A 13,045-nucleotide genomic window follows, 5' to 3' on the forward strand; every position below is an offset into this window, starting at 1 on the left:
CGGAGGCATGCGGCGTTCGCCGCGCCTTCCGCCAAGCCACCACGTGGGCACGGGCGCGTACGCTCCGGCCCTATCCTTGCGGCACGCCAGCCATGTTGGGCAGCTGGTGGGCGATGCCCTTGTGGCAATCGATGCAGGTGCGCTCACCGGTGCCCAGCCACAGCCGGTGGATCTGCGCGGCGCGGGGGCTCTGCCGGGTCAGGTCCATCGAATCGAAGTCATGGCAGTTGCGGCACTCAAGCGAATCGTTGGCCTTGAGCCGCGACCACTCGTGCGTGGCCAGCACCAGGCGCTCGTCGAGGAACTTCTCGCGCGTATTGATGGTGCCGAAGATCTTGCCCCAGACCTCCTTGGACGCCTGCATCTTGCGCGCGATCTTGTCGGTCCAGTTGTGCGGCACGTGGCAGTCCGGGCAGGTGGCGCGCACGCCGGAACGGTTGGTGTAGTGGATCGTGCCCTTCAGTTCCTGGAAGACGTTGTCGCGCATCTCGTGGCAGCTGGTGCAGAACTCCTCTGTGTTGGTGGCCTCCAGCGCGGTGTTGAAGCCGCCCCAGAACATCACCCCGGCGACGAACCCGGCCACGGTCAGGAAGCCCAGGCTGTAGTAGCGGCTGGGCGAACGCAGGGTCCGCCAGAACCCCAGGGCGTGCCGCTTGGTCCATGCCCACATGGCTCACTGCCCTCCCGGCGGCGGCTCGGCGGCCAGGACGGTGTCGATGTCCTTGAAGCCGTTGGCCACCAGGGTCGGCGCGTCGGTCTGGACGACGTGGCACTGGCTGCAGAAGTAGCGCCTGGGCGACACCGTCGCCAGGAACTGGTCGTCGCGGTCCATGTAGTGGGTCACGCTGACCGGTGGCGCCTGGAAGGTCGCGGCATTGGCGCGCGCGTGGCACAGCATGCAGCGGTTGCTGTTCTTGTCGACCTGGTAGCCATCGATGGTGTGCGGGATGGTCGGCGGCTGCATCGGATAATTGCGCACCCGGCGGATGTCGGTGTTCTGCACCCGCGCCATCGGTGGCGGATGGCCTTCCTGGTCGACCGGGACACCGCGGCGCAGCGCATCGATCTCGCTGCCGCCGGGGATGAAGATGGCCCGCGCGTCCACCGGCGTGGAGGTGGCGGCCGATGCCTGCACCGGTGCCGGGCGCTTGAGGCCGCCGAACATCCAGCCGGCGGCGAATGCCAGCACCGACAGCAGGGCGACCAGGGCGACCGCGACGATCAGGGGTTTGTTGCGCATGGCATGTCTCCTAGGCGATCACGACCTTGCAGGCGCACTTCTTGTAGTCGGTCTGCTTGGAAATCGGGTCGGTCGCGTCGAGCGTGACCTTGTTGATCAGCTGGCCGGCATCGAACCAGGGCACGAACACCATGCCCACCGGCATGCGGTTGCGCCCGCGCGTCTCCACCCGCGAGCGCATCTCGCCGCGCCGCGACACCACGCGCACCTCGTCGCCACGCTTGAGGCCCCGCGCGCGCGCATCATCCGGATTCATGAACACGACCGCCGCCGGGAACGAACGGTACAGCTCGGGAATGCGCATGGTCATCGAGCCGGAATGCCAGTGCTCCAGCACGCGCCCGGTCACCAGCCACATGTCGTACTCGGCGTCGGGGGACTCGGCCGGTGGCTCGTACGGCAGCGCCCACACCACCGCGCGGTTGTCGGGGAAGCCGTAGAACTTGTGGCCCTCGCCCGGCTTCACGTACGGGTCGGCGCCCTCGATGTAGCGCCGGCGCGTCTCCTTGCCGTCGACCACCGGCCAGCGCAGGCCATGGGCCTGGTGGTACATGTCGAACGGCGCAAGGTCGTGCCCGTGGCCACGCCCGAACGCGGCGTACTCCTCGAACAGGCCCTTCTGCACGTAGAAGCCGAAGGCTTCCGACTCCTGGTTCGCGTAGCCCTCCTCGATGTCCGACACCGGGTAGCGGTCGACGTTGCCGTTGCGGAACAGCACCTCGAACAGCGTCTTGCCCTTGAACTCGGGGTTGGCGGCCAGCAGTTCGGCCGGCCAGCACTCGTCGGTGGTGAAGCGCTTGGAGAACTCCATCAGCTGCCACAGGTCGGACTTGGCCTCGCCCGGCGCGTCGACCAGTTGGTGCCAGAACTGGGTGCGGCGTTCCGCATTCCCGTAGGCGCCCTCCTTCTCCACCCACATCGCCGCGGGCAGGATCAGGTCGGCCGCCTGGCAGGTCACGGTCGGATAGGCGTCGGAGACGACGATGAAGTTGTCGGGGTTGCGGTAGCCCGGCCACGTCTCCTCGTACAGGTTCGCCGCCGCCTGCATGTTGTTGTTGACCTGCACCCAGTAGGCGTTGAGCTTGCCGTCGCGCAGCATCCGGTTCTGCTGCACGGCGTGGTAGCCGGGCTTGGGGTTGATCAGGCCGTGCGGGACCTTCCAGATTTCTTCGGCGTGCTTGCGGTGTTCGGGGTTGGCCACCAGCATGTCCGCCGGCAGGCGGTGGCTGAAGGTGCCGACCTCGCGCGCGGTGCCGCAGGCCGACGGCTGCCCCGTCAGCGAAAACGGGCTGTTGCCGGGCGTGGATATCTTCCCGGTCAGCAGGTGGATGTTGTAGACCATGTTGTTGGCCCACACCCCGCGGGTGTGCTGGTTGAAGCCCATGGTCCAGAACGAGGTGACCTTCACCTCCGGGTCGGCGTAAAGTTCGGCCAGCTGCTGCAGCCAGCCACGCTCGACCCCGCTCATCTCGACGGCCTTGTCGAGCGTGTACGGCTTCACGAACTCGGCGAACTCCTCGAAGGTGATCGCCTCGCCGCCGCCCGGATCGTCCGCGTTCTCGGCCGCCAGCTCCAGCGGGTGGTCCGGGCGCAGGCCATAGCCGATGTCCTGGTTGCCGCGCTTGAAGTTCAGCCGGTTCTCGACGAAGGACTTGTTGACCTTGCCGGTCTGGATGATGTGGTTGGCGATGTAGTTGAGGATGACCAGGTCGGTCTGCGGCCTGAACACGATCGGGATGTCGGCCAGCTCGAAGCTGCGGTGCTCGAACGTGGACATGACCGCGACCTTCACGTGCGGATGCGACAACCGCCTGTCGGTGACCCGGGTCCACAGGATCGGGTGCATCTCGGCCATGTTCGAGCCCCACAGCACGAACGCGTCGGCGGCCTCGATGTCGTCGTAGCAGCCCATCGGCTCGTCCATGCCGAAGGTGCGCATGAAGCCCATCACCGCCGAGGCCATGCAATGGCGCGCATTGGGATCGATGTGGTTGCTGCGGAACCCGGCCTTCATCAGCTTGTTGGCGGCGTAGCCCTCCCAGATCGTCCACTGGCCGGAGCCGAACATGCCGATCGCATCGCCGCCCTTGGCCTTGAGCACTTTCTTGAACTGCTCGGCCATGACATCGAAGGCTTCCTCCCACTCCACCGGGGTGAAGTCGCCGTCCTTGGCGTAGACCCCGCCCTTCTTGCGCAGCAGCGGCTTGGTCAGGCGGTCCTCGCCGTACATGACCTTCGAGAGGAAGTAGCCCTTGACGCAGTTGATGCCGCGGTTGACCTCCGAATGGACGTCGCCGTGCGTGGCCACGACGCGGCCATCGCGCACGGCCACGTTGACCCCGCAGCCGGTGCCGCAATAGCGGCAGGGCGCCTTGCTCCACTTCAGCGAGGTGAGGTCGCCCTCGGTGATGACGTTGCTGCCGCCACCGGGGAGCGGCAGGCCGGCGGCGGCCGCGGCGGTGGCGACGGCGCTGCTGCGGATGAAATCTCGGCGTGTGGTGCTCATGCGGGTGTACTCGCGTCGGCAACGGGAAGGGGTTCGTCGAGGGCGTGGCCCGGCTCGGCGTGGTGGTAGACCAGCAGCACGTTCAGCACGCCGGGCACCTCCTTGAACTGGTCCACGCGGTCCATCACCGCGTGGCGATCGGCGGACTCGCACAGCACGACGCTGCGGGTGTCGCCGGGCACGGCAAGTTCGAGATCGGCATGCGCGGCGATCATCGCCGCCAGCGCGGGCCCGGCGCCCTCGCGGTGCTGGACCACGAAGCTCGCGATATGGACTTCGTCGTCACGGCCATTCGCATTCATGCGGGCATCTCCATCGGCTCGATCGACAGTGCGATGGCGCCGGCCGGGCAGATGCCGACACAGGCGCCGCAACCGGTGCAGCGCTCGGCGTCGATGACGGCCGGGCCGCGCGCGCCCGGCGCCACGTGGATGGCCGTTTCCGGGCAGGCCTCGCGGCAGCTGGCGCAGACCACGCCGCGCGCCGACAGGCAGCCGCCCCCCACCCGCGCGCTCAGCTCCCACGGCGGCGAGATCGACGCATCCAGCGCAGCGCTTTCGCACGCCTTCACGCAATCGCCGCAGAACGTGCATTCGCCCGATGTGGCTACAAAGCGCGGCAGTCCATCCCCGCCGCGCACCAGCACCTGTTCCGGGCAGGCGCGCACGCACGCATCGCAGCGGGTGCAGCGCGAGGCGAAATCGGATTCGGGCAGGGCCCAGGGCGGGCGAAGGGCGGGCGCTTCAGTCGCCTGGCGGCCGAACAGCAGGGAGCGTCGGGTCAGCATCGACATGGCGATCGCTCAACCGGTCGGCGGCCCGACGAACAGCAGCTGCCACATCCAGACCAGGAAGCCGTAACCGGCCACGATCATGATCGCCAGCAGCGGGAATATCACCGCCACCACCAGCAGGAACGCGAGGCGCTCCTGGTTGCGGGTCGCTCGGACCTCCTGGCCGTCCTGCTCCATGTGCCTGCCCTGTCTGGGAATGGGTGCGCAGCAGTGCTCGGCCCGGAGGCTACCACACCCCCGTGCAGACGGGGTGGTGATCGGCGGGCACGAGGCACGGGCCTGCAGCGTGCGGAGGAAACCGACCGGGTACCGGCCTTCGATCTGCTGCAGCGCGATGGTGCCGGCCTACCAGTCGATCGTGACCTGCAGTCCTCCCAGGGCCGAGCTGCCGAAGTGCAGCCTGCCTTGGCTCGAGCGCACCAGGTCGCGGACGATGAGCAGGCCCAGGCCGTCGCCGGCGTAGCCGCTGCTGTCCAGCGACTGGCCCTGGTCTTCCTGCAACGCGCGCAGCCGCCCCACCGGCAGGCCCGGGCCATCGTCCTCCACCGCCACCCGCACGCCCGTCGCGGTTGGGGCCGCGGTGACCCTGATCTGCCGCAATGCGTGGCGCGCGGCGTTCTCCATTAGCGCACCCATGATCTCCGACAGCTGTTCGGGTTCGAACGGCAGGCGCAGGCCCGGCGCGACGTCGATGCCCAGGGCCAGCGTTTCGCCCTTCTCGGTGTGCTCGATCACGTTGGCCAGGCGCTCCACTACTTCGCCCACGTCGGCGCTGGCGCCGCGGTTACCGCGCAATCGCGCCAGCCGCATGCGTGCCAGCTCCCCATCGACTACCAGCCTGATCGTGGAGATCGCCTGTTCCATGCCGTCGGCGGCATCGGCCGCCCCGGCTTCGCGCGCGCGCCGGCTCTGCGCCGCCAATGCGGCCAGCGGGGTCTTCAGCCCGTGCGCCAGGTCCGAGGCGCGACGGCGCGCCTGTTCCAGGTCCTTCTGCCGCACGTCGGCGAGCGCGTTGATCGAATCCACGAGCGGCTGCACCTCCTGCAGCGACTGCGGCGGAAGGCGCGCGTCGGCGCTGCGCTCCATTGCCTCCAGCTCGGCCGGAATGCGTCGCAGCGGTCGCAGGCCGACGCTCACCTGCAACCAGGCCGCCACGGTCAGTACGCACCACAGCACCAGCAAGAACACCGCCAGCTCGCGGCCGAACTCGCCTCGCGCGGTCGACAGCGCCGTGGTGTCCTGGGCCAGTTGCACCACCACCGCGGGACGATCGGAATCGATCAGCAGGGTGCGCTCCAGCACCATGACCGACTGGTTGAATGGGCCGGGCTGGCGTTGCAGCCGCCAGCCATCGGCGGGCACCTGCGGCGGCACCGGCAGTGCGCTGTCCCACAGCGAACGCGAGCGCAGCACGCCGGCCGGCGACGACACCTGCCAGTAATAGCCGCCCGCCGGCTTGTCCATGCGCGCGTCGACAGGCTGGCGTTCCAATGCCAGTCGGTCCTGCGCATCGAACGCCAGGTCAGCCACCAGGCCCAGCGCATCGCGGGTCAGCTCCACTTCCAGCCGACGCTCCAGGTGGCGTTCGAACAGCAGGGTCATGAACACCCATGCCAGTGCGAGCGCGAGCAGGATCGCGCCGGCCGCGGCCAGCAGCAGCCGCCAGCGCAGGGAACGTGCGATCACTCCCCCTCCAGCAGGTAGCCGAAGCCGCGGCGCGTGCGGATGAGATCGTTGCCGAACTTGCGACGCAGGCGCGCGACGATCGCCTCGATCGCATTGGCGTCGCCGCTGCCGTCCACGCCGTAGAGATGCTCGGCCAGTTCACCGGCCGACACGGCGCGGCCGGCCTGGTGCGCCAGGTGGTCGAGCAGGCGGAATTCCAGCGGCGAGATCCGCACCGGCGCGCCGTCGAAGGTGGCGGTCATGCGCACGGTATCCAGGCGCAGGCGCCCGGCCACCATCGTCGGAGACAACCTGCCGGCGCCGCGCCGCACGATCCCGCGCACGCGCGCGACCAGCTCGCCCATCTGGAACGGCTTGGCCAGGTAATCATCGGCGCCGGCTTCGATGCCTTCGACCTTCTCGGTCCAGTCGCCGCGCGCGGAGACCACGATCACCGGGAACGCACGGCCGGCCGCGCGCCAGCGGCGCAGCACGCTCAGACCGTCCAGGCGCGGCAGGCCCAGGTCGAGCACGGCCACTTCGTAGTCCTCCACATCGCCCTGGAACCAGGCCGATTCGCCATCGCCCAGCGCGTCGACGGTGAAGCCGGCGGCCTCCAGCGCGCGCGCCAGGTCGGATCGGATGTCAGGCTCGTCTTCGACCACCAGGCAGCGCATCAATCATCCTTGATCTTCAGCACCACGCCGTTGCGCGCATCCAGGTACAGCTTGCGCACACGGCCGGTGGGCGTGAGGACCTTGACCTTGTATTCCCACAGACCGTCCTCGCGTTCGAGTTCGACCTCGATAACGTCGCCGGGCACGCGCTGCTGCACGACTTCCAGGATCCGCGCCAGCGGCACGATCTCGCCGCGCTTGAGCAGTTCGCGCGCTTCGATGTGGTCGTTCTTGTCGGCCAGCGCGTGGTGCGCGGGCACCGCGGCCAGCAATGCGGCCAGGATCAGGACGGGAAGGCGGCGGCGGGTCTTGGAAACCCGGGGAGCCGGCGGCGATGTGTGGTTGGCTGTCGTGTTCATGGCGCCGAGCATGGGTAAGGCTTCCTGACAACGACCTGACATGCGCAGTCGACGGCATGTCAGCGAGGTCAGTCTAGCCTGCCGGGCATTCTTCGGGGAATCGGCCGGACATGCGCCAGAACAGGACACACACCCTCGTGCACGGATGCCTGCTGCTGGCGGCCGCATTCGCACCCCCGGCGCATGCGCAGACCGCTGCGTCAGGCCAGGGCGGGCGCAGCGCGTACCCCCCTGAGTACTTCAGCGACACCGCACCGGCCAATGCCTACGACATGGTCCTGCGCCTGCCCGGCTTCACCCTGGTCGAGGCCGATGCCGACGTGCGCGGCTATGCCGGCGCCTCGGGCAACGTGCTGTTCGATGGCACCCGCCCCACCAGCAAGCGCGAAAGCCTGTCCGGGCTGCTCAAGCGCATCCCGGCGCGGTCGGTGGAGCGCATCGAGCTGATCCAGGCCGGCACGCCGGGCGTGGACATGGGCGGCTATCCGGTGCTGGCCAATGTCGTGCGCCGCAGCGCGGCCAGCACCGAGCTGGCGCTGGAAGCGGGCATGATCGCGTCCCCGAACGGCTGGACCGCACCGCAGGGCGAGCTGGAATACGGCCGCCGATGGAACGAGCAGGCACTGGACCTGGCCCTGAAGCTGGAACCGGAACTGGACGACGACACCGGCAAGGGCAGCATCGTGGAGCAGGAGGTCGGCAGCGACATCGTGCGCAGCGACTGGGATACGCGCACCACCAAGCGCAAGGAAGAAGCCAGCGCGAGCTGGCGGCGGCCGATCGGCGCAGGCCAGTTGAGCCTGGTCGGCGCGGCACGCGCCGAGTACACCGACACCGACGGCACGATCAGCGGCGGCGGCGACGGGGACGACGAGGTCAGCCGCGAGCGCGAGACCTACCGCGAGACCGAGCTGGGCGCGCGCTACGTGCTGCAGATGCGCGGCCGCACCACGCTGGAGATGATGGCCAGCCGGCAACGCGCCGACATCGACAACGTGGAGGAGTCGTTCGAGGGCGACGACGAGGAGCGCTTCGACGAGGACGGGCGCAGCGGCGAATCCATCGTCCGCCTCGACCTGACCCACGCGGCCACCGACACGCTCGCGTTCAACGCCAGCATCGAGGGTGCCGACAATTTCCTCGAGCGCGACAATCGCCTGCTGGAGAACGGCCAGGTAGTAGAGGTGCCCGGTTCGCGGGTGCGTGTGACCGAACGACGCATCGAAGCGGCCATGGGCCTGACCTGGCAGCCGGCCGACGACTGGACGCTGGAAGCGGGCATGCGACAGGAGAAGTCGGACCTGGCCCAGACCGGCGACGAGGATCTCGAACGCCGTTTCACCTATCCCAAGCCACGCGTGGCGCTGCGCTGGAATCCGGACGACGCCAACCAGTGGCGCCTGTCGGTCTCGCGCGAAGTGGGCCAGCTGGATTTCTCCGACTTCGCCGCATCGGCTTCGCTGGAAGGCGGCACGGTCAGCGCGGGAAACGCGCAATTGAAGCCGGACAGCAGCTGGCGCACGGCGTTCTCCTGGGAGCACCACTTCAGCGAGGACGCGGCCGTGACCCTGGGCTGGATCCACGACCGGATCAGCGACGTGGTCGACCGGGTGCTGGTGCAGCAGGGCGACGAGATCTTCGATGCGCCCGGCAACATCGGCGACGGGCGCCGCGACACGTTGTCACTGGACCTGTCGGTGCCGGTGGCCGTGCTGCCGAACGCGCGCATCCGCACCACCGCGCTGTGGCGCACCAGCCAGGTCACCGATCCGGTGACCGGCCAGGCGCGCGGAATCTCCGAGGAAAAGCCGTTCGAAGGCGAGATCGAGTTCACCCAGGAAGTGGCTTCGCTGCAGCTCAACTGGGGCATCCTGCTCGAACACCTGGGCGAGCGCGAAACCAAGTACCGCTACGACCGCGTCACCCGCGAATCGGAAGATGCCGGCTGGACCCTGTTCGCCGAACACCGCATGGGCGAGCACTGGCGGCTGCGCGCGGAGGTCACCGACCTGTTCGGCCGCGACTTCCGCGAGCAGCGCTGGAACTGGGACGACACCCGCGCCAACGGCCCGGTATCCGACACCGAACTGCGCAAGCGCGTCTCGCCCGGAACGGTCAGTCTGACGATCCGTCGTAGTGTGGGCGGTTAGGCCAGCCTTCGGGCGGATCGAAACCGTAATAACCCTTGCCCTGGCGGAAGCGCTCAAGCCGCTCCAGCTCCTTGGGATCGGACTTGCGGTCCCAGGTGCGCACGCCATTGCGCAGGTCGGCCGGGGTCAGCACCAGCGGATCCCACACCGGCTCGCCCATCACGTCGTACAGCGCGTAGGTCAGCGTGGGCGTATCGCCGGTCATGTCGAAGCGCATCAGGCCGACGTTGACCGAGCGGGTCCAGGTATCGCGCACGCGCACTTCCGGTACCTGGCGGATGTTCTTGTTGGCCGGCATCTGCGCCAGCGGCGAGGAGCACATGTCGTAGATGTCGTAGCCGCCCTGCTCCGAGCGCGGGATGCAGTTGAGCTCGCCCATGTGCGAGTCGCCGGAGATGCATACCACCCCGCCGATGTTCTCGTCGCGGATGAAGTCGAAGATCTCGTTGCGCTCGGTCAGGTACACGCCCCACGAATCGCCGCCGTCCTCGTTCTCCGCCGACGACCAGCCGCCGCCGATGGCCAGCACCTTGAACGGCGTGCGCGAGGCCTTGAGCTCGCGCTTGAGCCAGGCCTTCTGGCGGGCGCCGAGCATGGTCTTGTTCGCATCGTCGACCTGGTCGGTCGGGTCGCGGTGGTAGCGCCCGTCGAGCACGAAGAAATCCACGCCGCCGTAGTGCTGCTTGAAGTAAACGCCGGGATTGTCGGCCTCGCCGTAGGACGGGTTGGCCCAAAAGCTGCGGAACACACGCAACGACTCGGCTTTAAAGGGACTGCGTCCGTCGGAGTCGTTGAAGCCGAAGTCGTGGTCGTCCCAGGTCGCCAGCTGCGGGGTGGAGCGCAGCAGCGGCTCCAGCCGTTCGACCGCCCGGCCACGGCCGTACAGGTCGACCATGGTGGAGACCTGGTCGCTGTCGGAATAGATGTTGTCGCCCAGCCAGACGAACATGTCCGGCTCCAGCGCGCGCACCGCATTCCAGATGCGCTGGTCGGCGTCGTACTGCAGCCGGCAGCACGAGCCGAACGCGATCCTGAAATCGGCCGCGCCCGCCGGCGCGGTGCGGGTGCGGTGCGGCAGCGGCTGGAAGCGGTCCAGCTCGCCATCGAAGCGCAGCCGGTACCAGTACGGGGTGCCGGGCTTCAGGCCGGTGGCGCGCAGGACGACGCAGCCCTCGTCGCTGGCGCGCGCGCGCGCCGTGGGGCCGGTGACGAACGTATCGAAGTCGCGATCGGTCGAATATTCCAGGGTCACGTCGAACAGGCCGCTCGCGCGCACCCACACGCTGAAGTGGTCCGGACCTGGCGCGCCGACCATCGGCCCCTGCAGCGCGCGTGGATAGCCGATCGCTTCGGCCTGCGCGCGCGGCCAGGCACCGAACAGCGCGACCAGGCCACCCAGGCCGCCGAGCTTGGCGAAACCGCGTCGGGAAACCTTCATGCGTGGCCGTCCCGCGCCTGGTTGAGCGCCTCGATCAGCACGCCATGCACCGCGCCGTTGGAGACGCACACATTCTGGCCGTGCAGGTCCAGCGGCGATCCGTCCACCGCGGTGGCCACCCCGCCCGCCTCCTGCACCAGGATCACGCCCGGAGCCATGTCCCAGGCATTGAGCGCCCGTTCCCAGTAGGCATCCCAGCGCCCGGCCGCAACCCAGGCCATATCGACCGCACAGGCACCGGTGCGGCGGATGCCGGCGACATTGGCGCTGAGCAGCGCCATCTCGCGGGCGAATATCGGATGATCGGGCTTGCCTGCGAACGGTATGCCGCAGGCCAGCACCGACTCGATCAGGCTTCCACGGTTGGACACATGGATCCGCTGCCTGTTGAGCCAGCAGCCCTTGCCCTGCTCGGCCACATACAGCTCGTTGATCATCGGCAGCCAGGTCACCCCGGCGATCACCTGGCCGTCGCGGGCCAGGGCCACGTTGACGCCCCACAGCGGATTGCCGAACAGGAAGTTGGTGGTGCCGTCGAGCGGATCGACGATCCACAGATGGCGCGCGTCGCCGCCACCGAAGGTGCCGCCCTCCTCGCCGAGGAAGCCGTAATCCGGGCGCGCCTGGGCCAGGATCGCGCGGGTGGTGCGCTCGGCCTCTTCGTCGGCGATGGAGACCAGGTCGGCCGGGCCGCTCTTGGCGCGCACGCCCAGCTCGGACAGCCGTGCGAAATGCGCCTGCAATCCGGCGCCGGCCGCCTGCGCGGCCTGGATCATCGCCTTCAGTTCGTCGGAAGCCTGCAACACGTCATCCATCACTTCATCCGCCTCGATCGCCGTTCAGCCGCGCAACGGATCAGTCGCGCAAGCGGGTACGCCACAGGCTGGCCGCCAGCAGCATGGAAACCACCGACGATCCGATCCAGAACCAGATCACCGGGCCGAAATCATAGGTGCGCACGCCATCGGTCACCTGCATGCCGCGCTCGATCAACGAGCCGGAGACATGCTCCTGCACCGCCGCGCCGATGTAGCTGAAGATGCCGATCACGCCCATCGCCGCGCCGGCCACGCGCTTGGGCGCGATATCCACCGCGAACAAACCGCCCAGCGAAGTCACCAGGCCGGTCAGGCCCATGCCGAACAGCAGCATCGACAGGACCAGCATCGGCATGGTGTTGGGGCCGAAGAAGAACAGGCACAGCCCGGTCAGCTCGAGCACGCCGAACAGCAGGTTCGCCGGTGGACGGCGCGCGCCGAACCACTTGTCGGAAATGAAGCCGAACGCGAGCGCGCCGACGATGCCGGCCAGCGTGCTGGTCATCAGCAACGTGCCGGCCGCCGGCAAAGAGAAGCCGCGCGCTTCCTGCAGGTACAGGATTCCCCACGAGTTGATCGCGTATCGGGTCACGTACGTGGTGGCGCTGGCCAGGCACAGCACCCAGATCGCGGGGATCTTCAGGATCGACAATTGCAGGGCCAGCACCGACTTCATGCCCGGCTTGTTGCCTTGATCGTAGCGGTCCTGCTTCCAGTCGTTGACGTTGGGCAGCCCCAGCGTGCCCGGCCGATCCTGGATGAGCAGGTAACAGCCCAGCGCGGTGACCAGGCCGATCAGGCCCGGCCCCCAGAAGCCCCAGCGCCAGCCCAGCGAACTGACCGCCACGCCCACCACCAGAAAGGTCAGGCCCTCGCCGATGGAGTGCGCCGTGCTCCAGATGCCGTAGGCGCGGCCGCGCTCGCGGTTGGAGAACCAGTGGGTCATCGCCACCACGCCGCCAGGCGCGCCGAAGCTCTGGAACCAGCCGTTGAGTCCCCACAGCATCACCGCCAACCACAGCGTGGTCGCAAAACCCATCGCCAGGTTGCACAACGCCGTCATCATGAAGGCGAAGGCCAGGAACCTCTTCATGTTGGCGTGGTCGGCCAGAAAGCCATTCGTCAGCTTGCCGATCGCATAGGTGTAGAACAGCGCCGAGCCGATCATCCCCAGGTCGGCCGGCGAGAACACGCCGGCATCGATCAGCGGCTTCTTGACCACGCCCAGCGCCAGGCGGCAGGTGTAGATCAGGCCGTAGCCCAGGGTGATGGCGAGCATCACCCGGAACCGGTGCTTGCGGAACAGTTGGGTGATCTGGCTGCTGTCGTCGAGCGGCGCGCGATCGGCGCCGGTGGCGAAGAACCTCAGGAATCCCGTCACGCTCCCCTCCCAGGAATG

13 protein-coding genes are annotated in these 13,045 nt (G+C 68.3%); 1 reads left to right on the plus strand and 12 read right to left on the minus strand.

Features of this window, described 5'->3' with window-relative positions; genetic code table 11:
* Positions 1-70 precede the first annotated feature (70 nt).
* The 9 genes from ABKA19_RS15250 to ABKA19_RS15290 form a co-directional block, all read right to left on the minus strand.
* Complete coding sequence (locus ABKA19_RS15250) at positions 71-670, minus strand: cytochrome c3 family protein (protein WP_353689616.1); 600 nt, start codon at positions 668-670, stop codon at positions 71-73.
* A gap of 3 nt (positions 671-673) precedes the next feature.
* Entirely contained in the window at positions 674-1,240 is a 567-nt protein-coding gene (locus ABKA19_RS15255; RefSeq protein ID WP_353689617.1) for a nitrate reductase cytochrome c-type subunit, read from the minus strand.
* Between the two features lie 10 nt (positions 1,241-1,250).
* Entirely contained in the window at positions 1,251-3,746 is a 2,496-nt protein-coding gene (gene napA / locus ABKA19_RS15260) for a periplasmic nitrate reductase subunit alpha (protein ID WP_353689618.1), read from the minus strand.
* Entirely contained in the window at positions 3,743-4,048 is a 306-nt protein-coding gene (locus ABKA19_RS15265) for a chaperone NapD (RefSeq protein ID WP_353689619.1), read from the minus strand. Before ABKA19_RS15265 ends, napA begins: the two co-directional genes overlap by 4 nt.
* Positions 4,045-4,539: a ferredoxin-type protein NapF gene (gene napF / locus ABKA19_RS15270; RefSeq protein WP_353689620.1), complete on the minus strand. Its 495-nt coding sequence runs from the start codon at positions 4,537-4,539 to the stop codon at positions 4,045-4,047. Before napF ends, ABKA19_RS15265 begins: the two co-directional genes overlap by 4 nt.
* Before the next feature lie 9 nt (positions 4,540-4,548).
* Complete coding sequence (locus ABKA19_RS15275; protein ID WP_353689621.1) at positions 4,549-4,716, minus strand: periplasmic nitrate reductase, NapE protein; 168 nt, start codon at positions 4,714-4,716, stop codon at positions 4,549-4,551.
* A 168-nt stretch (positions 4,717-4,884) separates the two neighbouring features.
* The gene (locus ABKA19_RS15280; RefSeq protein WP_353689622.1) at positions 4,885-6,225 is read right to left on the minus strand and encodes an ATP-binding protein; all 1,341 of its coding nucleotides are present in this window, start codon (positions 6,223-6,225) and stop codon (positions 4,885-4,887) included.
* Positions 6,222-6,881: a response regulator transcription factor gene (locus tag ABKA19_RS15285; protein WP_353689623.1), complete on the minus strand. Its 660-nt coding sequence runs from the start codon at positions 6,879-6,881 to the stop codon at positions 6,222-6,224. Before ABKA19_RS15285 ends, ABKA19_RS15280 begins: the two co-directional genes overlap by 4 nt.
* Entirely contained in the window at positions 6,881-7,240 is a 360-nt protein-coding gene (locus ABKA19_RS15290) for a PepSY domain-containing protein (RefSeq protein WP_353689624.1), read from the minus strand. The genes ABKA19_RS15285 and ABKA19_RS15290 overlap by 1 nt, the downstream gene beginning before the upstream one ends.
* A gap of 110 nt (positions 7,241-7,350) precedes the next feature.
* Between ABKA19_RS15290 and ABKA19_RS15295 the strand changes: the two genes are divergently transcribed.
* Positions 7,351-9,390 (plus strand): TonB-dependent receptor plug domain-containing protein, encoded by a 2,040-nt coding sequence (locus ABKA19_RS15295; RefSeq protein WP_353689625.1) that lies wholly within the window; start codon positions 7,351-7,353, stop codon positions 9,388-9,390.
* Here the strand turns inward: ABKA19_RS15295 and ABKA19_RS15300 are convergent.
* Genes ABKA19_RS15300 through ABKA19_RS15310 form a run of 3 tightly spaced genes read right to left on the minus strand, consistent with a single transcriptional unit; the run spans position 9,356 to position 13,027 of the window.
* A complete protein-coding gene (locus tag ABKA19_RS15300; protein ID WP_353689626.1) occupies positions 9,356-10,828 on the minus strand; it encodes an alkaline phosphatase D family protein in 1,473 nt (490 codons plus the stop codon). The two genes, ABKA19_RS15295 and ABKA19_RS15300, sit on opposite strands and share 35 nt — an antisense overlap.
* Complete coding sequence (locus ABKA19_RS15305; RefSeq protein WP_353689627.1) at positions 10,825-11,643, minus strand: inositol monophosphatase family protein; 819 nt, start codon at positions 11,641-11,643, stop codon at positions 10,825-10,827. The genes ABKA19_RS15300 and ABKA19_RS15305 overlap by 4 nt, the downstream gene beginning before the upstream one ends.
* Positions 11,644-11,683: 40 nt before the next feature.
* Complete coding sequence (locus ABKA19_RS15310) at positions 11,684-13,027, minus strand: MFS transporter (RefSeq protein WP_353689628.1); 1,344 nt, start codon at positions 13,025-13,027, stop codon at positions 11,684-11,686.
* Positions 13,028-13,045: the final 18 nt, after the last annotated feature.

It is taken from the genome of Pseudoxanthomonas sp. Soil82 (assembly GCF_040446535.1).
Classification (GTDB): domain Bacteria; phylum Pseudomonadota; class Gammaproteobacteria; order Xanthomonadales; family Xanthomonadaceae; genus Pseudoxanthomonas; species Pseudoxanthomonas kaohsiungensis.